At 64.5% G+C, this 23,979-nt stretch carries 23 protein-coding genes; 11 read left to right on the top strand and 12 right to left on the bottom strand.

The genetic code is table 11. The annotated features are described in order from the left end of the window. Positions 1–24 precede the first annotated feature (24 nt). On the top strand, positions 25–1,296 hold the full coding sequence (locus SJY12_RS08335; RefSeq protein WP_348030808.1) for a multidrug effflux MFS transporter: 1,272 nt from the start codon (positions 25–27) through the stop codon (positions 1,294–1,296). On the opposite strand, the gene SJY12_RS08330 is transcribed toward SJY12_RS08335, so the two are convergent. The 6 genes from SJY12_RS08330 to crtY form a co-directional block, all read right to left on the bottom strand. Next, on the bottom strand, positions 1,293–2,843 hold the full coding sequence (locus tag SJY12_RS08330; RefSeq protein WP_397505048.1) for an acyl-CoA carboxylase subunit beta: 1,551 nt from the start codon (positions 2,841–2,843) through the stop codon (positions 1,293–1,295). The two genes, SJY12_RS08335 and SJY12_RS08330, sit on opposite strands and share 4 nt — an antisense overlap. A 108-nt stretch (positions 2,844–2,951) precedes the next feature. Further along, the gene (locus SJY12_RS08325; RefSeq protein ID WP_397505047.1) at positions 2,952–4,823 is read right to left on the bottom strand and encodes an acetyl/propionyl/methylcrotonyl-CoA carboxylase subunit alpha; all 1,872 of its coding nucleotides are present in this window, start codon (positions 4,821–4,823) and stop codon (positions 2,952–2,954) included. 75 nt (positions 4,824–4,898) lie between these two features. After that, positions 4,899–5,813: a phytoene/squalene synthase family protein gene (locus tag SJY12_RS08320; RefSeq protein WP_397506674.1), complete on the bottom strand. Its 915-nt coding sequence runs from the start codon at positions 5,811–5,813 to the stop codon at positions 4,899–4,901. Positions 5,814–5,917: 104 nt separating this feature from the next. Next, positions 5,918–6,499 carry a TIGR00730 family Rossman fold protein gene (locus SJY12_RS08315; RefSeq protein WP_050601018.1) on the bottom strand — a complete coding sequence of 194 codons (582 nt, stop codon included), beginning with the start codon at positions 6,497–6,499 and terminating at the stop codon, positions 5,918–5,920. 8 nt (positions 6,500–6,507) lie between these two features. Next, positions 6,508–8,058 carry a phytoene desaturase gene (locus tag SJY12_RS08310; RefSeq protein ID WP_082835615.1) on the bottom strand — a complete coding sequence of 517 codons (1,551 nt, stop codon included), beginning with the start codon at positions 8,056–8,058 and terminating at the stop codon, positions 6,508–6,510. After that, positions 8,055–9,230 (bottom strand): lycopene beta-cyclase CrtY, encoded by a 1,176-nt coding sequence (gene crtY / locus SJY12_RS08305; protein ID WP_397505046.1) that lies wholly within the window; start codon positions 9,228–9,230, stop codon positions 8,055–8,057. The genes SJY12_RS08310 and crtY overlap by 4 nt, the downstream gene beginning before the upstream one ends. A 138-nt stretch (positions 9,231–9,368) precedes the next feature. On the opposite strand from crtY, the gene SJY12_RS08300 reads away from it, so the two are divergent. From SJY12_RS08300 to SJY12_RS08280, 5 genes are all read left to right on the top strand, one after another. Beyond that, positions 9,369–10,217 (top strand): MipA/OmpV family protein, encoded by an 849-nt coding sequence (locus SJY12_RS08300; protein ID WP_397505045.1) that lies wholly within the window; start codon positions 9,369–9,371, stop codon positions 10,215–10,217. A gap of 65 nt (positions 10,218–10,282) precedes the next feature. Next, entirely contained in the window at positions 10,283–11,551 is a 1,269-nt protein-coding gene (locus SJY12_RS08295; protein ID WP_397505044.1) for an amidohydrolase family protein, read from the top strand. A gap of 141 nt (positions 11,552–11,692) precedes the next feature. Further along, the gene (locus SJY12_RS08290; RefSeq protein WP_397505043.1) at positions 11,693–13,516 is read left to right on the top strand and encodes a DUF885 domain-containing protein; all 1,824 of its coding nucleotides are present in this window, start codon (positions 11,693–11,695) and stop codon (positions 13,514–13,516) included. Between the two features lie 113 nt (positions 13,517–13,629). Then, positions 13,630–14,775, top strand: coding sequence for a glycosyltransferase family 87 protein (locus SJY12_RS08285; protein ID WP_397505042.1), 1,146 nt, complete (start codon positions 13,630–13,632; stop codon positions 14,773–14,775). Positions 14,776–14,814: 39 nt separating this feature from the next. Continuing rightward, entirely contained in the window at positions 14,815–14,964 is a 150-nt protein-coding gene (locus tag SJY12_RS08280; RefSeq protein WP_197458082.1) for a hypothetical protein, read from the top strand. A 71-nt stretch (positions 14,965–15,035) separates the two neighbouring features. Here the strand turns inward: SJY12_RS08280 and SJY12_RS08275 are convergent, their stop codons facing one another. Then, positions 15,036–16,559: a sodium:alanine symporter family protein gene (locus tag SJY12_RS08275; RefSeq protein ID WP_050600916.1), complete on the bottom strand. Its 1,524-nt coding sequence runs from the start codon at positions 16,557–16,559 to the stop codon at positions 15,036–15,038. Between the two features lie 254 nt (positions 16,560–16,813). Here SJY12_RS08275 and secE point away from each other — a divergent pair, with 254 nt between their 5' ends. Both secE and nusG read left to right on the top strand, forming a co-directional pair. Then, a complete protein-coding gene (secE, locus tag SJY12_RS08270; protein WP_050600915.1) occupies positions 16,814–17,017 on the top strand; it encodes a preprotein translocase subunit SecE in 204 nt (67 codons plus the stop codon). 43 nt (positions 17,018–17,060) lie between these two features. Continuing rightward, positions 17,061–17,597, top strand: a complete 537-nt coding sequence (gene nusG / locus SJY12_RS08265; protein ID WP_050600914.1) for a transcription termination/antitermination protein NusG — start codon at positions 17,061–17,063, stop codon at positions 17,595–17,597. Between the two features lie 66 nt (positions 17,598–17,663). On the opposite strand, the gene SJY12_RS08260 is transcribed toward nusG, so the two are convergent. The 3 genes from SJY12_RS08260 to SJY12_RS08250 all read right to left on the bottom strand — a co-directional run bounded on the left by SJY12_RS08260 (position 17,664) and on the right by SJY12_RS08250 (position 20,346). Further along, entirely contained in the window at positions 17,664–18,785 is a 1,122-nt protein-coding gene (locus SJY12_RS08260; protein ID WP_397505041.1) for a hypothetical protein, read from the bottom strand. A gap of 69 nt (positions 18,786–18,854) precedes the next feature. Beyond that, entirely contained in the window at positions 18,855–19,229 is a 375-nt protein-coding gene (locus tag SJY12_RS08255; RefSeq protein WP_397505040.1) for a hypothetical protein, read from the bottom strand. A 67-nt stretch (positions 19,230–19,296) separates the two neighbouring features. Beyond that, a complete protein-coding gene (locus SJY12_RS08250; protein WP_397505039.1) occupies positions 19,297–20,346 on the bottom strand; it encodes a retroviral-like aspartic protease family protein in 1,050 nt (349 codons plus the stop codon). Positions 20,347–20,582: 236 nt separating this feature from the next. Here SJY12_RS08250 and rplK point away from each other — a divergent pair, with 236 nt between their 5' ends. The 3 genes from rplK (at position 20,583) to SJY12_RS08235 (ending at position 22,055) form a co-directional block, all read left to right on the top strand. Further along, positions 20,583–21,014 carry a 50S ribosomal protein L11 gene (gene rplK / locus SJY12_RS08245; protein WP_050600910.1) on the top strand — a complete coding sequence of 144 codons (432 nt, stop codon included), beginning with the start codon at positions 20,583–20,585 and terminating at the stop codon, positions 21,012–21,014. 4 nt (positions 21,015–21,018) lie between these two features. Further along, the gene (rplA, locus tag SJY12_RS08240) at positions 21,019–21,711 is read left to right on the top strand and encodes a 50S ribosomal protein L1 (RefSeq protein ID WP_063505297.1); all 693 of its coding nucleotides are present in this window, start codon (positions 21,019–21,021) and stop codon (positions 21,709–21,711) included. Positions 21,712–21,875: 164 nt separating this feature from the next. Then, complete coding sequence (locus SJY12_RS08235) at positions 21,876–22,055, top strand: hypothetical protein (RefSeq protein WP_063505296.1); 180 nt, start codon at positions 21,876–21,878, stop codon at positions 22,053–22,055. On the opposite strand, the gene SJY12_RS08230 is transcribed toward SJY12_RS08235, so the two are convergent. Both SJY12_RS08230 and SJY12_RS08225 read right to left on the bottom strand, forming a co-directional pair. Continuing rightward, the gene (locus SJY12_RS08230; RefSeq protein ID WP_397505038.1) at positions 22,052–22,972 is read right to left on the bottom strand and encodes a GNAT family N-acetyltransferase; all 921 of its coding nucleotides are present in this window, start codon (positions 22,970–22,972) and stop codon (positions 22,052–22,054) included. The two genes, SJY12_RS08235 and SJY12_RS08230, sit on opposite strands and share 4 nt — an antisense overlap. After that, positions 22,969–23,937, bottom strand: a complete 969-nt coding sequence (locus SJY12_RS08225) for a hypothetical protein (RefSeq protein WP_397505037.1) — start codon at positions 23,935–23,937, stop codon at positions 22,969–22,971. Before SJY12_RS08225 ends, SJY12_RS08230 begins: the two co-directional genes overlap by 4 nt. Between the last annotated feature and the right edge of the window lie 42 nt (positions 23,938–23,979).

The raw sequence follows: 23,979 nt of genomic DNA, 5'->3' as shown, positions 1-23,979 counted from the left end.
TCCGCCACCTGACATTTTGTGCAGATGCGAAGCGATCCCCTTGCCGGCGGCGAACGCCCGATAGCCGGGGCGGCCCCGGTAAAACGCATCGGCGAGCGTGAACTTATCGCGATGATGGCCTTACTGATGGCCTGCAATGCCTTCGGCATCGATGCGATCCTCCCCGCGCTAGACGATCTCGCCCTGTCATTGGGCGCCGTGGGCAACGATCGCCAGTTCATCGTCGGGGTCTATTTGCTCGCGGCCGGCATCGGGACGCTGATTCCGGGGGCTTTCGCCGATCGCTTCGGTCGCCGGCCGGTGCTGTTCACCGCGCTGGGCTTCTACATCGTGCTGTCGCTGGCCTGCGCGCTGGTCACCGATTTCACCTCCATGATCGCGTTGCGGGCCCTGCAGGGCTTCTTTGCTGCGGGCATCATCGCGTTGCCGCCGGCCATCATTCGCGACCGCGTCGGCGGCGACAAGATGGCGCGGATGATGAGCCTGATCTTTGTCATCTTCCTGCTGGTCCCCGCCGTGGCGCCGAGCATCGGGCAGGGCGTGCTGTTGTTGCTGGGCGATTGGCGCTGGATCTTCGTGACGATGGCGGTGTTCGGGTCGCTGATGTCGGTCTGGGTTTATATCCGCCTGCCCGAAACGCTGCATGAAAGCGACCGGCAGCGGATCGATATCGCGGTCATCGCGCGCAACATGCGCAGCGCTGTCACGCTGCGCTCGACCATGGGCTACACCTTGGCAAGTGCACTGGTGTTCGGCGGGTTGTTCGGCTTCATCAATTCCTCGCAGCAGCTCATCGGCGAGGCTTTCGGGGCGGGCGACATGTTCCCGCTGCTGTTCGCGCTGTGCGCGGGGTGTATGGCGCTGGCGAACTGGTCGAACAGCCGCATCGTCGAACGGCTTGGCGCGCGCCGCGTCAGCCATACCGCGCTGTTCGTGTTCATCTTCGTCGCCGGCCTGCAATTGTGGTTCGCCTATCAGCCGAACGAAAGCCTGTGGACCTTCATTCCGCTGATGGCGGCGAACATGAGCCTGCTCGGCTTTATCGGGGCCAATTTCGGTTCGATCGCGATGCAGCCGTTCCCGCACATTGCGGGCGCCGCGTCGAGTGCACAGAGCTTCCTGCGCATGACCACCGGGGCGCTGCTGGGCGCGGGTATCGGCTATGCCTATGACGGCACCGCGCGTCCGCTGGCGCTGGCGCTGCTGGTCACGGCCACCGTCAGCCTGCTGCTGGTGCTCTTTTCCGAACGCGGTGCGCTGTTCGGGCCGCCCGATCCGGATGTCGAGGAAACCTAGGCTTCGCTGGCCAGCCTGCGCCACGCAAGCTCGGCATATTCACACAGCAAGGGACGGGTGTCGCGCGGGTCGATGATGTCCTCGACATTGAAGCGTTCGGCGCTGCGGAAGGGCGAGGTGACCTGGTCGAGCCGCGCGCGAATTGCGGCGAGTTCGGCTTCCGGGTCGGCGGCGGCTTCGAGCTCGGATTTATAGGCCACTTCCAGACCGCCCGCGATGGGCAGGCTGCCCCAGTCACCCGAAGGCCAGCAGAACCGGTACTGGTAGGTCTCGGCATTCGACATGGCGCTGCCCGCAATCCCGTAGGCGCGGCGCAGGACGACCGAGGCGAGCGGGACGCTGGCCTTGTAGACTGCGTTCATTGCCTGCACCCCGTAACGGATCGTCCCCGCCATTTCGGCTTCGCGCCCGATCATGAAGCCGGGATTGTCGACCAGATGGACGATCGGCAGGCGGAACTGCTCCGCCAGCTTGACGAAGCGCTCGACCTTCTCGCTCGATTTCGCATCCCATGAGCCGCCGAGATAGGACGGGTCGCTGGCAAGCACCGCCACCGGCCAGCCGTCAAGCCGGGCGAGCGCGGTGATGCAGGCGCGGCCCCACATGCGGCCGATTTCGAACACGGTGCCCTGGTCGAACACCATCTCCATGCAGCGACGCATCGAATAGACCGCCTTGGGATCGCGCGGGACGAGGTCCAGCAGCGCCTCCTCGCGCCGGTGGACCGGATCGGTGCAATTGGACCGGCGGGCGAGCTGGCCGACATGTTCGGGCATGAACGCCAGGAAATGCCGTGCGCGCGCGAAAGCCTCCGCCTCGCTGGCAACCTCGTCGTCGACCACGCCGTTGCGCGTATGGATGGCGCTGCCGCCGAGGTCTTCCTTGGCCTGCTGGTGGTCGGCCGAACCCTTGTAGCCTTCGCCGAGCCCATCGACCACCGCGGGGCCCGCGGCAAAGATCTGGCTGAGGCCCTTGACCATGACCGAATAATGGCTCGCTACCACGCGCGCCGCACCAAGGCCCGCGGTGGGTCCGAGAGCAAGCGCGACCACGGGCACGGTGTCGAGATTGGTCACCACGTCGCCCCAGCCGGGGACCGCGGGGATATAGGTCGCGCCGATCTGTTCGAGCGTCTTGACCGATCCGCCGCCGCCAGTGCCGTCGATCATGCGGATGATCGGCAGCTTGAGCTCATGCGCCATTTTCTCGGCCTGCACCATCTTGCGGCTGATCCCGGCATCCGCCGCGCCGCCGCGAATGGTGAAATCATCGGCGGTGGCAACCACCGGGCGGCCGTTGATCCGGGCCTTGCCGAACAGGAAGGGGGCAGGAAGGACGGTTTCGAGATTGCCGTCCTCGTCGTAGCTGCCCTTGCCCGCAATCTTGCCGATCTCGCGGAAGGTGCCGTCGTCGCACAGCGCGGCGAGCCGGGCGCGGGCATCCATCTTGCCCCGGCCATGCTGGCGGGCGACCTTTTCCTCACCGCCCATCTGCTCGGCCAGCGCCTCGCGCCGGCGCAGTTCCTCGAGTTCAGCTTCCCAGCTCAAAAACACTCCCGTCATGCTGAACTTGTTTCAGCATCCATTCTTCGGCTTCGTGCGAAGATGCATGCGGCGAAATGGACCCTGAAACAAGTTCAGGGTGACGGAAGGAGACTATTCCTCTGCAGGCACTACCAAACACAGCACGGCTTCGACCTGCACCTGTCCGCCGGTCGCGGCCGAAAGCTCGGTCACGGTCCCGTCGAACGGGGCGGTCAGCGCGTGTTCCATCTTCATCGCCTCGAGCACCATCAGCCGCTGTCCCGCAGTCACCCGGTCGCCCTCGGCCACATCGACCGCGATGACCTTGCCCGGCATGGGGGCGAGGATAGCACCGCTACCGGCCGCCGCCGCGCCGCTGCCGCGGCTTTCCAGCGCGAACTCGAAACCCTGGCCATCGGCAAAAACCACCGTGCGCGCATCTTCGACGAAACCTGTGGCATGCGCGGCCTCGCTTTCGCCGATGACGTCGACCGTGCGGCTTTCGCCCTTGTGGAACAGGGTCGCGGCGACCCGCGGATCCGCATTGAGCCGGAAACCGATCGGGCGGGGGGCGTTCTCCTCGATCGCGTCGAGGACCGTAAAGTCGGCGGCAGCCTGCCAGATCGCATCATCTGGCGCATCGTTGCCGACCAGCCGTTCGAGCTTGCGTTCGATGAATCCGGTGTCGAGCTGGGCTTCGACGAAATCGTCTTCCAGCAGGGCGTTGGCGAGGAAGGCGGCGTTAGTCTTCACCGGCCAGACCTCGACGCTTTCGGCGATATCGGCCAGGGCCTCGATCGCGTCCGCCCGGGTCTTTTCCCACACGACGAGCTTGGCGACCATGGGATCGTAATGCGGGGAAATCATATCGCCTTCGGCGACACCCGTTTCGATCCGTCCCGTGCTGCCGAGGTCGAAATGGTCGAGCGGGCCGGTCGAGGGGAGAAAGCCGCTGGCCGGGTCCTCGGCATAGAGCCGCGCTTCGATGGCGTGGCCGTCGATGCGCAGTTCACCCTGCTTAAGCGGGATCGGCTCGCCGCTCGCGACGCGCAGTTGCCACTCGACCAGATCGACCCCGGTAATTTCCTCGGTCACCGGATGCTCGACCTGAAGGCGGGTGTTCATTTCCATGAAGAAAATGCGATCGGCGCGCAGGCCTTCGCTGGCATCGGCGATGAATTCGATCGTGCCCGCACCCTCGTAGTCGACTGCCTTTGCGGCGCGCACGGCAGCGGCGCAGATTTCCTCGCGCGTCGCCTCGTCCATGCCGGGGGCGGGGGCTTCCTCGATCACCTTCTGGTGGCGGCGCTGGAGGCTGCAATCGCGCTCGAACAGGTGGACGACATTGCCGTGGCTGTCGCCGAACACCTGCACCTCGATATGGCGGGGCGAGGTGATCCATTTTTCCAGCAGCACTTCATCGTTGGAAAAGCTGGCCTTGGCTTCGCGGCGGCAACTTTGCAGGTCCGCTTCGAAATCTTCGGCCTTGTCGACCTTCCGCATACCCTTGCCGCCGCCGCCCGCAACCGCCTTGATCAACACGGGGTAGCCGATGGCGTCGGCTTCCTTCTTCAGCCGTTCGGCCGACTGGTCTGCGCCCAGATAGCCGGGCGTAACCGGGACGCCCGCTTCCATCATCAGCGTCTTGGCAGCATCCTTGAGCCCCATCGCCTCGATGCTCGACGGCTTGGGGCCCACCCAGATCAGCCCGGCATCAATCACGGCCTGCGCGAAACCGGCATTTTCGGACAGGAAGCCGTAGCCCGGGTGGATGGCTTCCGCTCCGGTCTGCTTGGCCGCAGCGATGATCTTTTCGCCGAGCAAATAGCTTTCGGCGGCGGGTGAGGGGCCGATATGCACCGCCTCATCGGCTTGCCGCACGTGCAGTGCGCGGGCGTCGGCGTCCGAATAGACCGCGACCGTGGCAATACCCATTGCGCGCGCGGTGCGGATGATGCGGCAGGCGATTTCGCCGCGATTGGCGATGAGGAGCTTTGCAATCATGCGGCGGGGATTAGCTTCCGCCGGGGGAAAAGGAAACTCCCGTAACTGCCGATTGGCAAGGACGAGCGAAGGCCTCTACCAGCCGGCCAGCGGCTTGAAGTCGTGCCGGCTCCAGGTGATCGGCTCCGCGAGCGGGGGCGGGCGGTTGCGGACCGCTTCGAAGAACGCGGCGACCATGTGCCAGGTCTTTTCGGCGGCCGAAACGCGCGTGCGAGTATCCCACGCCAGCTGGCCCCGGTTCAAGACCTTGCGGCCGATCGCGCCGTAGATCCGCGCGGCGGACAGCACCGCCCAGCGCTGGCGGAAGCGCAATTTCCGCGCGCCGAGCTTGGCCGCCGCCTCGTGCTTCTCCATCAGTTCGATAAGGCGCGGCATCAGGCTGGCGAGGCGAAAGCGGTTTTCGGGCAGGGCGTGTTCGCCCTGTTGCCAGCCCATTTCCTCGAGCCATTTTTGCGGCAGGTAACAGCGATCGGCTTCTGCATCTTCGACGATGTCGCGCGCGATGTTGGCCATCTGGAACGCGAGACCGAGGTCGCAGGCCCGGTCCAGCGTTTCGCCATCGTCGGGATGCACCCCCATGATCCGCGCCATCATGATGCCGACCGCACCCGCGACATGGTAGCAATATCGCAGCATGTCCGCTTCGGTGTTCGGGGTCCAGCGCGTCGCATCGAGCGCGAAGCCGGCGATCACGTCGTTGGCTTCGGCCAGCGTCAGGCCGCATTCGTCGGCGACCAGGCCGAACGCGTCGAAAGCGGCATCGGCGGTGGGCTGTTCCTCGAATGCGCGTTTGGTCAGCACGCGCAGGGCCTGCACGCGGTCTTCCGCATCCTTCATGTTGCCCTGGTCGCCCAGTGGCCCGCCCTTGTCCTGATTGTCCGCGATGTCGTCGCACCGGCGGCACCAGGCGTACAGCAGCCAGCTGCGTTCGCGGGTTGCCTTGTCGAACAGTTTCGAAGCTGCGGCAAAGCTGTGCGAACCCTGTTCGATCGATTCGAGCGACTTGTCGACCAGGATCGCGCGATCGCGGCCGCCGCCCGCGCGGGTCGGGGTGGGCCGCAGGTACCGCGACTGGACCAGGGTGCGGGGTTTGCTCAGAGGTCGTCGGCCTTCATCTGGAAGATCGGCGTATGCGGTTCATAGGCTGCCATTCTGTCGAGTAATCCGTCCAGAGTGTCGTCGTGCACGAGGATGTTCTGGTGCACCGGGCGGACGAAACCGACTTCCGCCATCTTGCGGTTGAAGGCGATCAGCTCGTCGTAAAAGCCGAAGGCATTGAGCAGGCCGACCGGGTTGTCGTGATAGCCAAGCTGCGCCCAGCTCATCGCCTCCCACAATTCGTCCATCGTCCCGACGCCGCCGGGGATCGTGATGAAGCCGTCCGACAGGTCGGTGAACCGCTGCTTGCGCTCGTGCATGCCGCCCACGGTGTAAAGTTCGGTGCAATCGTGATTGGCGACTTCCGAACTGGCCAGTGCCTCGGGAATGACGCCAATCACTTCGCCGCCGGCCTCCAGCGCACCGCGCGCGGTGGCGCCCATCAGGCCGAGCCGGCCGCCGCCATAGACCACGCCGATACCGCGTTCGGCGAGGCGCTTGCCCACATCGTAGGCGAGCTGGATATAGCGCGGATCATCGGGCGAGGCGGAGCCGCAATAGATGGCGAGACGGTTCATCCCGCGCGTCATACTGCCAAATCTTCCAGCATCAATCCGGCAGTTGCCTTGGCGCTGCCGACCACCCCCGGAATTCCCGCCCCGGGATGCGTGCCCGCACCGACAAGGTAGAAATTGTCGAGCACATCGTCGCGATTGTGCCCGCGGAACCACGCGCTTTGCGTCAGCACCGGCTCGAGGCTGAAGGCGCTGCCCATATGGGCGTTGAGGTCGGCGGCGAAATCGCGCGGGGCGTAATGGAACTTGGTCACGATGCGCGAATGGATGTCGGGGATCAGGCGCCGGCCGAGTTCGTCGAGAATGCGCTTCTCGAGTACCGGTCCCATTTCCTCCCAGTCGACGGCCAGCTTGCCCATATGGGCCACCGGCACCAGCGCATAGAAAGTGCTCATCCCCTCGGGCGCCATGCTGTCGTCACTGACGCTGGGGTGGTGCAGATAGATCGAGAAATCCTCGGGCAGGACGCCGTGATCGTAAATGTCCTCGAGCAGGCCTTTGTAGCGCGGACCGAACAGGATCATGTGATGCGGAATACCCGGCCAGCTTCCTTCGATGCCGAAGTGGACGACGAACAGGCTGGGGCTGAAGCTCTTGCGCGACAGGCTCTTGGCGTAATCCTTGCCGCGCTTCGATCCGGCCAGCAGGTCCTTGTAGCTGTGCATGATGTCGGCATTGCTCGCGATCGCGTCGAACCGCTGGCGCCAGCCGGACTGCGTCTCGATCTCGGTCACCTGCTTGCCCAGCGTGTGCACCTGCGCCACCGGATCGCCCAGCCGCACGGTGCCGCCGATGCGCTCGAAATGCGCGACCATGCCGGCGATCAGGCGATTGGTGCCGCCCTTGGCCCACCATACGCCGCCGTCCTTTTCGAGCTTGTGGATCAGCGCATAGATGCTGCTGGTCTTCATCGGATTGCCGCCGACCAGCAGCGTATGGAAGCTCAGCGCCTCGCGCAGCTTTTCGTTTTCGACATAGCTCGACACCATCGAATAGACGCTGCGCCATGCCTGCTGCTTGGCCAGGGCTGGCGCCGCCTTGAGCATGGATTTGAAATCGAGGAACGGCACATGGCCAAGCTTGACGTAGCCTTCTTCGTAGACCGCTTCGGAATATTCGAGGAACCGCTGGTAGCCGGCGACATCGGCGGGATTGAGCTGGGCTATCTCGCGGAACAGCTGTTCCTCGTCGTTCGAATAATCGAACTGCGTGCCGTCGGGCCAGGCGAGCCGGTAGAAGGGCATGACCGGCATCAGCTCGACATCCCGAGCGATGTCGTGACCGGTCAGCGCCCACAATTCCTTGAGGCAATCGGGATCGGTGATGACGGTCGGGCCCGCATCGAAGGTGAAACCGTCGCGCTCCCAGTAATAGGCCCGCCCTCCGGGCTTGTCGCGCGCTTCGACGACGGTCGTGGTGATGCCTGCCGATTGCAGGCGAATAGCGAGCGCAAGGCCGCCGAAGCCTGCACCGACGACGCAGGCCGTGCGGCCGGTGGGGGCGGGGACGAACGGCTCGGTGCTGTCGCTCGGGGTAACGGGAATGGCAGTTTCGGTGTTCATTGCGACCTCTCATGGACCAGCGGGCTGCCCTTGCCAAGCAAGGCGCGAATGGCGGCAGGGACAGATACGGGCGGCTTGCCCGAGAGGATGCGCAGCTTGTCGGCCGTGCTCGAATTTCCAGCGTAGAATTGTTCGATCAGGGGTTCGCGCAGGCGATAGAACCGCTCGAACACTCGGTAGCGTTCCTCCGGCTCGGCAGCGTCGAACAGCATCCTGCCGAGGCTGCGATAGAACCGCGTCGCCTGCCAGTGCCGCTGCGCCCGGTCTTCGAATAGCGCGGCAAGCTGGTCGCCCGGCAGCCGCGCGTGGCGGGCCAGGGCGAGAGCATTGGCCACGGCGAAGGGCAGGGTGTAGCTGGTCAGCGGGTGAACGAAGCCGCCGCGCGCGCCCGACCGAACCACGCCCGCACCTCCGAGCGCCGCCCGGTAGGCTGCGAAATCGCCTCCGGTAATAACCGGCAACACGCCGGTTTCGCCGCCGAGCCGATCGCCGTGCCAGCCCATCGCCGTACAATAGCGGTCGATGCGCGCTTCTAGCGCCGCGCGATCGAGCGCAGGTTCGTCGGCGTAATAGGTGTCCTCGACGAACAGCTCGTCCGGGCCAAGCGGCAGGGTGTAGACGAAGCGGTAGGCCCCGTGCTGGGCCACGCGCGTGTCCATGACGATGGGATCGGCGACGCCATGCGCGGTCCGTGTCCGCAAATGCCGTCCCACGAAGACCTGCCACCCGCCGCGCAGCTGGGCCGAGGGGGTGAAATCGCGGCAATCGATCACGCAGCGCGCGGCGATGTGCTCACCGCTGGCGAGCGTGACGCCGCCGGCAGCCAGTTTTGTGGCGCGTGCCTGCGTGCGGATGGCGGCTGCGGGCAGTTCGCTGCGCAGCGCGGCATCGAAATCCCGGCTGGCGAGCGAACGATAGGGCGAAGACAAGTGGCGCGTATGGCCCGGAAAGGCGACATCGTAACCGCCGGACCACTCGGTCGTGGCAAAGCCAGCCATGAGCTGCGTCCCGGGAGCGTCGAGATCGCTGGCGAACCAGCTCCAGCGGTGGTTGCCGCCCAGGCTGTCGCCCGCTTCGAAGATCGCTACGTTCAACTCGGGATGGGCGCGGCGCACTGCCAGCGCGGCCAATCCGCCCGCCAGGCCGCCGCCGACCACGGCCATATCGATCATGCGCCCGTCCATCGCCCGTGGGCTTAGAAGCGAAGCGGCCCAGCGGCAATCGCTTTGGAATTCCTTCCGGGCAGGGATACGGGAACGTCACACTACCGTGCGAGTTGAACGGCAAAGACATATATCGAGGGAATCCGCATGAAGTTACTGTTCGCCGCAACCGGATCGCTGGCGCTCGCCTGCGCCGCACCCGCCATGGCCCAGAATGTCGAGGCATTGCCCGACGGACCTGACGGCGAAGCGACCGTATTCGATGGCAACTGGTTCTCGATCGGTGCGGGCGCGGTCTATTCCGCCAGCTACGATGGGTCGGACGACTATGTCGTATCGCCGATCCCTATCGTACAGGGCAAGATCGGCGGTGTGCGCATCAGCCCCCGGGCGGGTGGTGCTGCGCTCGATTTCATCAATGACGACAGCGATGGCGCCAAGATTTCGGCCGGCGTTGCTGCGCGGCTCAACCGCAACCGCGCCTCGCAGATCGAGGATCCCGTGGTCCTGTCCTATGGCGAACTCGACACCGCCTTCGAAGTCGGTCCCTCGGTGGGGATCAGCCTTCCCGGCCTGCTCAATCCCTATGACAGCCTGAGCTTCAACATCGAGACGCTGTTCGATGTCGCCGGCGCGCATGACGGTACGCTGGTCAGCCCGGGCGTGACCTATTTCACACCCGTCAGCCGCGGCGCGGCGATCTCGCTGTCGGTCAGTGGTTCGTATGTCGACGACGATTATGCCGATTATTACTATTCGGTACCGGCCGGCGGCGCACTGCCGGCCTACCAGGCGGATGGCGGCTGGGACCGGGTGGGTGTCAACCTGCTCACCGGGGTCGATCTCGACGGCAATCTTGCCAACGGCGGGCTCGCGCTCATCGCCATGGGCGGATATTCGCGGATGCTCGGCGATGGCAAGCGTACACCGTTCACCTCCATTCGCGGTGATGCAGACCAGTGGATGGGCGCACTCGGGATCGGCTATACCTTCTAGCGCCGCTTTTGCTTGATACGCCGGCCGCTGGCGGGCATCTCCTTGGGTAACCAAGGGGATAGAGAATGAAGTTTGCCGCATTCATCGCACTGGCGGGGGCGATGTGCGCCGCGCCGGCGCTGGCCGATACCACTGTCATCCACGCGGGCGCGCTTGTCATCGATGCCGAAAGCCAGCCGCGTGGGCCATCCACGATAACGGTCACCGACGGGAAGATCGTCAGCGTTGCCGACGGCTTCACGGCAGCCCCCGCACAGGCGGTCACGGTCGATCTGAAAGACAAGACCGTGGTACCCGGAATGGTCGACCTGCATGTCCACCTGACCGGCGATCCGGGCGGCGATTTCTGGAAGGGCGCAGTCGAGCCCGATGAATGGGATGTCGTCGTCGGCGCCAAGAATGCCCGCCTGACGGCGCTTGCCGGGTTCACGACCGTGCGCGAAGCGGGCAGCGGCCCCGCCAGCGCCTTCTCGCTGCGCCGCGGAACCGCGGAAGGTTTCATCGACGGCCCGCGCATCGTGGCAGCCGGCCCCTCGCTCGCGATCGTGGGCGGGCACGGCGATGTCAGCGGCTTCCGCCCCGAAGTCAACGAACTGCTCGACAGCGGGTTCACCTGCACCGGGGCGGTCGAATGCGCCGAAAAAGTCCGGCTCGCGAGCCAGAACGGCGCCGATATCATCAAGATTACCGCCACGGGCGGCGTGCTCAGCCAGCAAGGGCGGGGGCTCGAAGCGCATTTCACCAGCGCCGAGATGAAGAGCATTGCCGATACTGCGCATTCGCTCGGTCTGAAGGTCATGGCGCATGCGCATGGCGCGCGCGGGATCGAGGCCGCGGCGCGTGCCGGCATCGATTCGATCGAGCACGGGACCTATCTGGACGAGGCGGCCGCCCGTGCGATGAAGGACAACGGTACCGTGCTGGTGCCCACGCTGATGGCGTTCAAGGGCGTTACCGAACGGCTTGGACAGGGCGTCTACACACCGGTCGTCGAGGACAAGATCCGCGATGTAGCCGAAACCGCGCGCGTCTTCATGGGCAAGGCGCTGCGCTGGGGCGTGCCGATCGCTTTCGGGACCGATGCCGGCGTCTTCGGTCACGGCCGCAATGCAGGCGAATTCGCGCTGATGGTCGAACAGGGCATGAGCCACCGGGATGCTTTCGCGGCGGCGACCACCCACGCCGCACGCGTGCTGGGACTGGAAAACGAGATCGGCCGGATCGCGCCCGGCTATTCGGCGGATCTGATTGCGGTCGAAGCCAACCCGCTCGACGATACGTCGACGCTGGAGAATGTCGATTGGGTGATGGTGCGCGGCCGCGTGATCGATTGACCGCAGCATTGCCGGCGCCATGCGGAACAGGGCACTGCATGGCGCCGGTCGAGCGACATATGCCTTCGATCGTATGGCGTGCTTGTGCGCTCGGGCAAATGCCTGTCCTATCGCTGCACTACAATTACCAGGGGAACCTCCATGAAACTCGTCCGTCACGCCCTCGCTTCGGGTGCCGCCCTTTCGCTTGTTCTGGCAGCGAACCCGGCCATCGCCCGCGATCACCATGCAGCAACCGATGCTGCGAGCGAAATCAGCGAACACGACAAGCTCTTCGCGCTGTTCGCGGATGCCGATGAACGCAGCCTCAAGCTCAATCCGGTCGGCGCGCTGTTTCGCGGCGACATGCGCTACGCGGACCGCCTGGGCGATTACCTGACCGACGAGCATCTTGCCGCAAGCAAGGCGGACAATGCCGAAAACCTCGCGAAGCTGGCCGAAATCGACCGCAGCAAGCTGTCGCCTACCGACCAGCTCGCCTACGATGTCTTTGCCTACAACCAGCAGCGTGAGCAGGAGGGCTATGCCCCCGCGATCCTCGCGGCGAGCGAAGTGCGTCCGGTGAACCATTTCTCAGGCTTCCACACGTTCTATCCCAACTTCGCCAGCGGGCAGAGCGCCGCCCCCTTCAAGACGGTCGAGGACTACGAGAACAACCTCAAGCGGCACGAGGATTACATCGCCATCACCGACCGCGCGATCGGCAAGTTCCGCGAAGGCATGGAAACCGGCGTGTACGAAACCAAGCTGACGATCGGCAACGTCGTCAGCCAGCTCGACACGCAGTTGGCGATGCCGGTCGAGGAATCGCCCTTCTTCATGCCGGTGAAGAACTTCCCCGAGGAATTTTCCGCCGAAGAGAAGGCGCGGCTGACGGCTGAATACACCGCGGCCACCGAGGAAATCTACGCGGCGCACGAGCGGATGCGAGATTTCCTGCGCGACGAATACATGGCCGTGGCACGCGACAGCGTGGGACTGTCACAGATGAAGGGCGGCGCGGAGTTGTACAGGCATATGGTGGAGGGTACGACGACGCTTCCGCTCGAGCCCGATTACCTGCACGAACTGGGCCTGTCCGAAGTGGCGCGGATCAAGAATGGCCTCGAGCAGATCAAGCAGGAAGTCGGCTTCGAGGGGACGCTCAACGAGTTCTTCGACTACGTGCGCACCGACGAGCAGTTCAAGCCGGAGAGCCGCGAGGCGTTGACGCAGAGCTATTACGATATCGGCGAGCAGGTCGATGAGAAGATCGGCGAATATTTCTCGCTGGTCCCCAAGACCCCCCTCGAGATCAAGCCCTACGAGGAGTATCGCGAGAAGTTCGAAGCGGGTGGTTCGTACAATTCGGGCGCGCCGGACGGTTCGCGGCCGGGGACATTCTATTTCAACGCCTATGACCTGCCCAGCCGCCTGACGACGGGCAATGTGACGCTTTACCTGCACGAAGGCGCACCGGGGCACCATTTCCAGATCAGCCTCGCGCAGGAAAACACCGATCTGCCGGCATTCATGCGCTTCGGCGGCAACACGGCCTATGTCGAAGGCTGGGCGCTCTATTCGGAGACGCTGGGCTATGAGATGGGCTTCTTCGACGATCCCTGGAACCGTTACGGTACGCTGCAGGACGAGCAATTGCGCGCGATGCGGCTGGTGGTCGATACCGGGCTGCATGCCAAGGGGTGGACGCGCGAGCAGGCGATCGACTTCATGCTCAAGAATTCGGGCATGACGCGCACCGAAGTGGTCGCCGAGGTCGAGCGCTATATCGCCATTCCCTCGCAGGCGCTGGCGTACAAGGTCGGGGCCATCAAGATCCAGGAACTGCGCAAGCGCGCCGAAGATCAGCTGGGCGAGGATTTCGACATCCGCGAATTCCACGCCGAGGTGCTCGACACGGGCAGCCTGCCGATGCCGGTGCTGGAGAACAAGATCGACCGCTGGATCGCTTCCAAGGCAAGCTGACCGACCGGCGCGGGCGGGGATTTGCCCCCCGCTCGCGCTGGTTAGCGCAGCCGCGGCACGCTAATCCCGTTCGTGCATGACACGAGCGAGAGGGGAATAGGGCGATGGACTGGTTGCGCCGGGCCGACTGGCTCACCCATGAGCGCGTGCGCGGTTACGCCTTGCTGCTGGCGCTGGCGAGCCTGGGGCTTGTCGCCATATCCTTCTGGCGCGCTATGCCGCCGGGGACGACTGACTTCCTGGCTTTCTGGGGCGCGGGGCAGGTCACCGCCGCTGGCGAACCTGCAGCCGCCTACGATCTGGCGGCGCAGCAGCAGGTCCAGACCTCGACGGGAAGCCCGGGATGGTTCGCTTTCGTCAATCCGCCACCGTTCCTGTTCGCGCTCGTGCCACTCGGGCTATTGCCGCTGCCGATCGCATGGATTGTCTGGGTGGCTTCGACATGGGGTGCGTGGGCCTGGGTCAGCGTCCGGGCGTTCCCGCGGTTGTGGCCACTGGTGCTGGCCTATCCGGGAGCACTGATCGCGGCGGGACATGCACAGACCGGTTTGCTCACTGGCGCGCTTCTGGTGCTGGCGGCGCATGAATTACCGCGGCGGCAGGTGGTGGCCGGTGCGGCGGTAGGTGCTCTCGTTATCAAGCCGCATCTCGCTCTCCTCGCCCCGTTCTGGCTCAGTGCAGGCGGCAAATGGCGGGCATTCGTTGCGGCCGGGCTGGTGGTCGCGGCGCTGCTGGGGGCGGCATGGCTGATCTTCGGCAGCGATACTCTGCTGGCCTATACCGGAAGCTGGAGCGCCAGCCGCCAGCTTATCGAGAGGCCTGATCCGGACTTCATGTTGCGGATGAGCACGATCTTTTCCCAGTTGCGGCCACACCTCGGCGATTTTGTCGCGCTTGCAGGGGCTGCATGTTCTGCCGTGTTGGCCCTTGCAGTCGCCCTGTTCGCACCGCAGCGTTTCGGCGACGATGCCTCAGGAGCTTCTGCTGCAGTCCTGGCGGCTACTGCGCTCGCATCGCCCTATCTGTTCAGTTACGATCTGCCGTTCCTCGTGTTTCCGACGCTCTGGCTGGTCATTCAGGGGCTCGAGCGCGGGTTTCGTCCTTACGAGAAGCTCGGCCTCACGCTGCTCTATTTCGCTCCCTATGCCACACGCGCGGCGGCGTTCCCCCTCGGCGTCAATTTGATGCCGCTTGCCGCACTCGCGCTGCTTGGGCTTGTCTGGACGCGCACCCCTGCGGGAACCCGAAAGCACCGCTGAGGGTTTATCGGCAAGCAATGGCATTCATGGAGGTACCCCATGTCGAGCATGTCTTTCCGCAGCAGCCGCCCAGATCGCTGGGCACAGCCCCGGCCCTACAGCGACAGTTCGCTGCGCTATCGTATGCATGGCAAGATCCAGCCGATGGAGGAACCAGGGTTCCTCGCGCGCCTGTTCGGACGCCGCTGATCTCCCGCTGAAAGGAAAGGGGCCGGAAAGCGTTCGCTCTCCGGCCCCTTTGCCATTCAGTCGCAGAAGTCTCAGTATTCTTCCGGCTCTTCCGGCGTTGCCTCGCGGTATTCTTTGCCGGCCGTGCGATCGCCGCGGGCCAGCTTGAACACCACGCCGCTGAGCAGCGCGAGCGCCAGGAGGTTGGGCAGGACCATGGTGGCATTGGAGATATCGCCAAGCCGCCAGACCAGCTCGCTCGGCTGTGCCGCGCCGATGAAGATCACCACGCACCACAGCACGCGCCACACCATGTGCAGCCGCCGCTCGCCCTCGCGCGTCGAGCCTTTCATCCGGTCGTAGAGGAAGGTGATCGCGCGCTCGCCATAATAGCTCCACGTTAGCAGCGTGGTGAAGACGAACAGCAACAGCGCGATGCTGGCGATCAGCGTTCCGATCGGGATCGAGGCAATTTCGACCGGGAAGGCCGCTGCGAAGGCGCCGCTGGTCATTTCGAAACCGACGCGGTCCGATTGCCAGGCATGCGCCACCGCTTCGCCGCCCGCGGTGAAATCACCGCGCACGGTCAGGATGACCAGTGCGGTCATGGTGCAGATGACTACCGTATCGATGAACGTGCCCAGCATCGCCATGCGGCCCTGCTGTTCGGGATCGTCGGTCTGCGCCACAGCATGGGCGATCGGGGTCGAACCCTGGCCCGCCTCGTTCGAGAACAGGCCACGCGCCACGCCGGCGCGGATCGCCATGATGATTGCCGCGCCGGTGAAGCCGCCCACCGCGCTTTGCGGGTTGAAGGCGCCGTCGAAAATCAGCGCGAAGGTTTCACCCAGATCGGCGAAATTGAGCGCCAGCGCGATTACGGCCATCACCAGGTAAGCGGCTGCCATGAACGGCACCACGCTTTCGGCAACGCGACCGATCGACTTGATCCCGCCGATGATGACCACGAATACCAGCACGGCCACGATCAGCCCGCCGAGCCATTCCTCGATCCCGAACAGCTCGTTCAGGCCATCGGCCACGGCGTTCGCCTGGATCGAGTTGCCCGTTACCAGCGCGCTGAACAGCGTGCCCAGGCAGAAGACGACCGCCAGCCAGGTCCATTTCGGCCCCAGGCCCATCATGATGTAGGTCATCGGCCCGCCGCGCTTGACCCCGTCGCTGGTGGTTTCGCGGTAGCGAATCGCCAGCGACCCTTCGGCAAAGGCCAGTGCCATGCCGAACAGCGCGGTGACCCACATCCAGAAAATCGCCCCGGGACCGCCGAGCGCGATCGCGGTGGCGACCCCGGCCAGGTTGCCCGTACCGACTTGGCCCGAAAGCGCGGTCGACAGCGCGGCGAAGGGGCTGATTTCGCCCGCCCCTTCGCCCTTGCGTCCGGCAAACAGGCCCTTGGCCGCTGCCCCCAGCTTGGTGATCGGATAGAACCGCAGGCCGGCCATGAACCACAGGCCGACACCCAGGAGGATGATGGCCAGCGGGGGGAAGGGAATGACCGCTTCGCCGTTCCACAGGCCGGCCCAGATGAAATCGGAAATGTTGGTAACCGGCTGTACCAGCCGATCGCCCAGACTTGGTGTCTGGCCTAGTGCCATCGCGAGTATTCCCCTCATGCGTCCCGGAAAACTGAAAGCGTGCACGCTAGGGCCGCCGGCGCGACTTGCAAAGGGTGAAAGAGACGCACGTCCACCGCTTGCCTTTTGACCGATGCGGCGGTAGATGCAGCGCCGTCTTCCGACATTGGGATCGCAGAAAAGCCCCTCCCGGACTTGAACCGGGGCGGCGAAAGACCCTACCTGAAAGGGACGTGGCGGAAGGCGGCACGATTTTTACGCGAGAGACGTGGAACATGGCAGACCAGAAGAAAACCAGCCCGGCGGAATTCCTCCGGCAGGTGCAGACCGAAGGGCGCAAGGTCGTATGGCCGACGCGCGAGGAAACGGTGCGCACCGCTATCTTCGTGTTCATCCTCACGGTGATCCTCTCGCTTTTCTTCCTCGGCATCGATTCGCTGTTCAGCGCCGTGGTGCGCTGGCTGCTGACGCTGGCCTGATTTTCCTGGCCTGAGCCGCATTTCGACAGGGTAACGAGTACACATGGCACGCTGGTACATCATCCACGCCTATTCGGGTTTCGAGAACAAGGTCCGCGATGCAATCATCGCCGAGGCCGAGCGTCTGGGCCTGTCCGAAGGCGTCGAGGAGGTCGAGGTTCCGACCGAGACGATCACCGAGGTCAAGCGCGGCAAGAAGGTCCAGGTCGAACGCAAGTTCATGCCGGGCTACGTGCTGGCGAAGCTGAACATGACCGACGATGTCTACCACCTGGTCAAGAACACCCCCAAGGTTACCGGCTTCCTCGGCAACAACAACAAGCCGCAGCCGATTTCCGAAAAGGAAGCGGCCCGGTATTTCGGCGGCGTGGAAGAAGCGCGTTCGGCGCCCAAGACCGAAATCAGCGTCGATTACGAGATCGGCGACCAGGTCAAGGTGCTCGACGGTCCCTTCGCCAGCTTCAACGGGCTGGTCGAGGAACTCGATTTCGACAAGCAGAAGGTCAAGGTCTCGGTCTCGATCTTCGGCCGCGCAACGCCGGTCGAACTCGATTTCGAGCAGGTCGAACTGGCCAAGTAAGCCGCAGCCTCGTGCCGGCTTTTTGAAAAGGCCCCGCCCGGACGATCCGGGCGGGGCCTTTCCGCTTTAGAAGGTCTTGCCGAGCGAGACCGAGAGACGCCAGTCCTCGGGCAGCTGGATGCCGTTCAGATTCTGATACACGGGGATGCCGGCCTCGATCCCCAATTGCGGGCGATCGGGCCCGGCAAGCGGCAGCGCCACGTTGGCGCCGAGCCCGGCGAGCACCTTGTCACCGCCATAGTTGGCTTGGATGTCGGCCGGCGTGTGATGCTTGTGCGGACCGTCGTAATGGCCTTCGATCCGCCCTTCGTGTTCCCAGGTGAGACGGCTGGTAAGGCTGAAACCGTTATCCACGAGATAGCTGAGCCAGCCGGTCGCCTGCGCCTTGTCGCCAAAGGCGAAGCCGCTCTTGTTGGCGTCTTCCGTCCGCCAGCGGTAGCTCGCCTGTGCGCCCCAGCCGACCATACCCGCCTGGCCGGACACGGTCACCGAGGGTTCGATGTCCCAGGTCCCGCTGCCCGACTGCATCATGTAGTGGACGAAGGTGCCGTCGCTGTTCTTGCGATCGACCTTGCCGGTCGGTGACCACAGGCCGAGCGTGGCATGCGCCTTGAACCGCGGCTGGTGCGCGAGCCGGTAGCTGGCCGATACCAGCGTATCGCCAATCCCCTGGGACGCATGGGTCATGGTTTGGCCGAAAGCCATCCCGCTATGGCCGTGATCCATATCGCCCATGGGCATGCCGCCCATCGCCATATCGCCCATGCCGGTATTGCCGGGGTCGATCCCGACCATGGTCATCGTGTGCCGCATCCAGTGGGGCATGACCATCAGCGTCAGCTTGTCATTGGGAGCATACATCACATCGAGCATGACCATGTCCATGACCATGTCGGACCCGCGTACGGAGTAGCCGGCAGCGAACACCTCCACGTCGCTTAGTGTCGTGGTGCGCGCGCGATTGCCGCCTGAATAGCTGCTGCGGGTGTAACGCAGGCCGATCATGAACTCGCCGCCGTCATGCGTGTGTTCGTTCATCAGCCCCGCCGCGGGATGCAGCGTCACGGGCGTAACGACAATAACTTCGCCAGCGGGATCGGAACTTGCGGGATTGTCCTGCGCCTGGGCCGGGTAGGCGGTGAGCAGCGGAAGCAACGCCAGAGCGGCGCGCACGAAACCGTGTTTCATTTTGTATTCCTGTCATGAATTGGGAAAAGCCGTGGTTGCAGCGTCTCCCGGAATGACGGGAAACGCCGGTCAGGCGGCGACAGGTGGAGCGCGGCCGGGCGGGAGGAGGTAGGCCGTGCGTGCGAGCTGCAGCGCGGCCAGAACCGCCACGCCGCGCTGCTCTGCGAGGATCGCCGCGGTGACCACCAGCGGGCTGCCGCCGAGCGGGGCGTCACTGGCGAAACCGGCAAACAGGCAGGGCGCGCTGTGCTGGGCATCGCTGTCGTCGGGCACCCGCTCGCGACCGAGCGGGATGGTCACGGACATCGCCGAATTGCACATCTTGGCCACGATCGCGTCGCTGCGATCGACATCGGGCATCCAGCCCGCAGGGACCAGTGCACGCAGCAACAGCGTTGCCGCAAGCAGCAGCCAGATCGCATGGGTGGGGCGCGTGCGGTCCATCGTCCGGCGCGTCTAGAAAACGACCCCGTAAGGCGCAAGCGCAGACTGGCCGCGCCACTGGCGCGGGTCAGCTACAGGCCCGCTCGTCACTCGTGCGGATACGCGATGCCCAGGTGGAAGTTCGCATGGTAATCGCTGCGTGATGGCATTTGCGCAGCTGGAAGCGGACCTTGCGATCCGCGAAATCCAGCGACACCCGGCGAAAGTTTTCCATCAGGTCGGTGCCCAGCAGCAAAGACGGCTTTTCATCGAGCCCGAAGACTGCAAAGGGCGGAATGTCGGCAAAGGCCATGGGTACGTTCTGCAGCGTGATGGAACCGAGGCGGAGGTTCTTGACCACCGTGAACTCGAGCTCCAGCGCCGCCCCGGTGACCCCGTAGACGGTCACCGTGTCGAAACCGCGCGAACGCTTGCGAACCAGGCGGTTACGCAGCGCGAGGTTGCCGATGGTGATCTCGGAGCCTGTGTCGACCACGGCTTCGACCCGTTCGCGGCCGGCAGCGACTTCGGTCAGGATCAACTGTCCGCGCTGCAGGCGCCCGGTCACAACGATCACCCCGTCGGTCATCGCTTCGTCCTTCTCCCGCGCATCGTCCACGGTGATGATGCGCTCGTCGAAATCCATCATCAATCGCTGGTTGACCAGCGCGTCGAGCCCGATCATCCCGTCGCCGCCCATGTCGCGTTCGTCGAGCACGGGGGTCTCGAGACCCATGGTCACGGTGTTGCCGAGACGCAGTTCGTCCACCCATACGCGGTCCACGATCTTGCTCTCGGTAATGCCGTGGAGCAGGGCGGGTTCTGTTTCGGGCAGCGCCAGCTTTCCCGCCAGCGCCGAGCCGACCGCCGAAGTGTCGGCGCCGCTGTCGACCACGAAATCATACGGGCCGGCGCCGTTGACCAATACTCCCACGGTCATCCGGCTGCGCAGCTTGTGCGCCGCGATTTCCTCGCCGCCGATTGCCAGCGACTGGTCGATTTCGGCGGCTGGCAATTCGGGCATGCGGACAGTGTCGACGGGGGCTTCGGGCTGCTGCGCCGATGCGGGTGCGCCCGCGCATAGCAGCACGGCCGCGACAAGCGGGTGGCGGAATGGCAGGGGCAGGGGATTGGGCATCGTCCGCAGCCTATGCCCTTCAATTGTGGCGCGCGAGCGGCCTTCGATGAAGGTGTCATCCGACGCGATCGGGGCAGAGCGAATTGCTTGCAATCCGGTGCCAAACCGCTATGTGCGCGCCTTCCCAAGACATCCTCGGGAACCCGTGCGGGAGGTCGCTTATGCGGACCGCTTGACCGCTTACCATGAGCCCCGGTTCGAAAGTGCCGCGGCAACAGTGAGAAAGGAGGCCATTCATGGCCAAGAAGATCGACGGCTATATCAAGCTGCAGGTGCCTGCGGGCACCGCCAATCCCTCGCCCCCCATCGGCCCTGCGCTGGGTCAGCGCGGCGTGAACATCATGGAATTCTGCAAGGCCTTCAATGCCGCCACCGGCGACATGGAAAAGGGCATGCCGATTCCGACGACGATCACGGTCTATGCGGACCGTTCGTTCACTTTCGTGACCAAGACCCCGCCGGCCAGCTTCCTGATCAAGAAGGCCGCCAAGCTCAAGTCGGGCTCGAAGGAGCCGGGCAAGGTTTCGGCCGGATCCATCAAGCGTTCGGCACTTGCCGAAATCGCCGAACAGAAGATGGCCGATTTGAACGCAAACGACATCGAACAGGCCACCAAGATCATCGAAGGCAGCGCGCGTTCGATGGGCCTCGACGTGGTGGAGGGCTAAGATCATGGCTAAGCAGACCAAGAAGCAGCAGCTCGTCGCCAAGCTCGACAGCGAAAAGACCTACAGCGTCGACGAAGCTCTCGCCACGCTGCGCGAACACAAGGCGAAGTTCGACGAAACCGTCGAAGTCGCGATGAACCTCGGCGTCGATCCGCGCCACGCAGACCAGATGGTCCGCGGCATGGTGTCGCTCCCCAGCGGAACCGGCAAGGAAGTCAAGGTCGCCGTCTTCGCCAAGGGCGACAACGCCGAGAAGGCCAAGGCCGCTGGTGCGGACGTGGTCGGTGCCGAAGATCTCATGGAAGACATGCAGAACGGCAATCTCGACTATGACCGCGTCATTGCCACGCCCGACATGATGGGTGTCGTCGGCCGTCTCGGCAAGGTGCTGGGCCCCAAGGGCCTGATGCCGAACCCGAAGCTCGGCACCGTGACGCCGAACGTGGAACAGGCCGTGAAGGACGCCAAGGGCGGCCAGGTCGAATTCCGCGTCGAGAAGCAGGGCATCATCCACAGCGGCATCGGCAAGCTGTCGTTCGACGACGCCGACCTGAAGAAGAACTTCGCGGCGCTGACCGATGCGATCGTCAAGGCGAAGCCTTCGGGTGCCAAGGGCAAGTATGTCCAGAAGATCACGCTGACTTCGTCAATGGGGCCGGGCCTCAAGGTCGACCTGGCGGAGGTGGAAGGAGCCTAAGCTTCTTTCGCATTGCGACAACGAAACAGCAGGGGCCGGCGGATGCAGATCCGCCGGCCCTTTTCGTTTGGCTGGGCCATGTCTGGCTGGAAGCGCGGGGAAGGACCGGAAAGATAACCGCCGGCACGCGTTCCATTCACGAGACCCCCAGTCAGGAGACTTTCGTGGATACCATTCTATTTTTCGCCCGCAGCGTCGGGCCTTTCGTACTTCTCGCGCTGCTGGTCGGCGCCTGGCTCTATACGCGCCGGTCGAGCAAGAGAACCGATCAGCGGGCCGAACGCGGCGCGCGCGAATTGCGCGAAGAGCTGTCGGAACGGCGGGAGAAGGACGTCGATCTCTAGCGTAGGCGCTTGCGCAGGGTCGCGGCGAACCCGGACCGCTCGGCCAGTTGCTTGGAACCTGCCACACCCGCTTCGAACAGCCCATGCGCGTTCAGGAGCGCCCGGTTCGCCCAGCTCGGCCGCAGCATCAGGAAGCTGGCACAGGGCACGCTTCCGGTGCGGAACAGTTTCTTGTGCGCGCCATCGCCTTCGGTGAAATCGAAGAACTGGAACCGGTCCTCGGCGAACAATCGTTCGAGCGCAGCCATCTGGAGCACCGTTCCGGGTGACAGCTCGGCATAATCCGGTTCGTATCCAAGATGCGCGTAAACCAGCGTGTGACCGGCGACGGGCAGGTAGAGATACGCGATCGGCCGCTGGTCGAGGAACAGGATATAGGCCCGCACCCGGTCATCCGCGGCAAGCTCGCGCATCTCGGCCCTGGCGTCTTTGTCATCGGGCAGGCCCGCGTCGAGCAATCGGGCCTGGTAGGTGCGCCGTGACAGCGGGATCGCCAACTGCAGGAATTCGTCCATCTCGGCCGGCGTGAGATAGGTCCGCATGTCGAGATCGCCGCCCCCGGCCTGTTCGACCTTGCGCCGTTTGCGCCGCAGCGTCGACCGGGTCTTTCCCGAGAAACGTACGAGATAGTCCTCGTAGCTGCCCGACATCGCGATATAGCTGCGCTCGTAATCCTCGCGTGCGCCGATGAGGAAGCCGGGCATCGCTTCGCGCAGGCGCTTTTCCGCATGAGCGGGTGCCGACAGCACGCGGTAGCCTTCACCGTGACCCATGGCGGGGACACCTGGCAAACGGCCGCTCAGAATATCCTCCAACGTAAAGGCTATCGGCGCCACCTCGCGCTCGACCGCAAGCAGGCGGCGCGAACCGATGGTGAAGGGCAGGGGATAGGGCGTAGCGACCACCGTGGCTCTCACCCGCCGCCGTAGAGCCGGTTGGCCCACAGCTGTTCGGCCATCCGTGCGCCGGTGCGCAGCAGATTGTGCGGCATGGTCCCCGCGCCGGTCTGATCGCCGATAGCGGGAGGCCGACTGGTGAACGTGGCACTGCGCGCCCCTTGGGTCTCGGCAATCGTCTGGCAGAACCGCGCGAAACGGTCGCGCACGATTGCATTTATCTGCAACCGGTCGCGGCTCATCAGTTCGAAACTGTGGCTGACGATGTTGAGCATCTCGACGCCTGCGCGCACGCAGAACTGCAGCGCTGCTGCCATTTCCCAATGCGACAGGGCAGTGATCTGCGCATGACGCAGCCCGCCGAAGCTGCGGATTGCGCTTACCGGCACCTCTATCGTGCCTTCGTGCAGAATAACCGCACGGTCCGCGGCGCCGAGCGAGATCCGGCAGTCGGAGCCGGCGATACCCGGGACATGGCTGCTGTCATAGCGGATGTCGAGGCGTCGCAGCGCGCGGAGCGTGGCGTCGTCCGCGCCGTAATTGCCCGCGCGAAATGCGGTGGGTGCAGGCGCCCCCGCTTCGACGAGAAAGGCGCGCGCCAGCTCGATCAGTTCGACCTGCTCGTCTTCGCTGAAGGCGTTGAGGTTGCGCCCGGTCCGCCCCTTGAACGGATTGGAGTTGCCTGCGAGTTCGAGCCATTCGGGATGCAGGTGCAACTGAACCTCGTGCCCGCGCGCGATGATCGGTTCGACCACTGCGGCGACGGCTTCGACACCCCAGACCAGCGCGGGCATGGGATCCACGAAGAAGACGCCCGCAATTCCATGCGCGTCCATCACGTCCATCTGATAATCGATACCCACATCGCCCGCAGCAGTGCGGCCGGCGATCGAACGGGCATAGACCTCTGCGCGGGCATGGCGGCCCAGCTCGACGGCAAGACCCGCCGAATATTCGGTGTCGATCGTGATATAGACCGCGGTCATCGGGGGCACTGTATCACGCGGTGGTTAACAGTGCGATTACCC

This window comes from Qipengyuania sp. R86523 (assembly GCF_044596365.1).
GTDB lineage: Bacteria > Pseudomonadota > Alphaproteobacteria > Sphingomonadales > Sphingomonadaceae > Qipengyuania > Qipengyuania citrea.
This window is presented reverse-complemented; position numbering and strand designations above follow the sequence as displayed.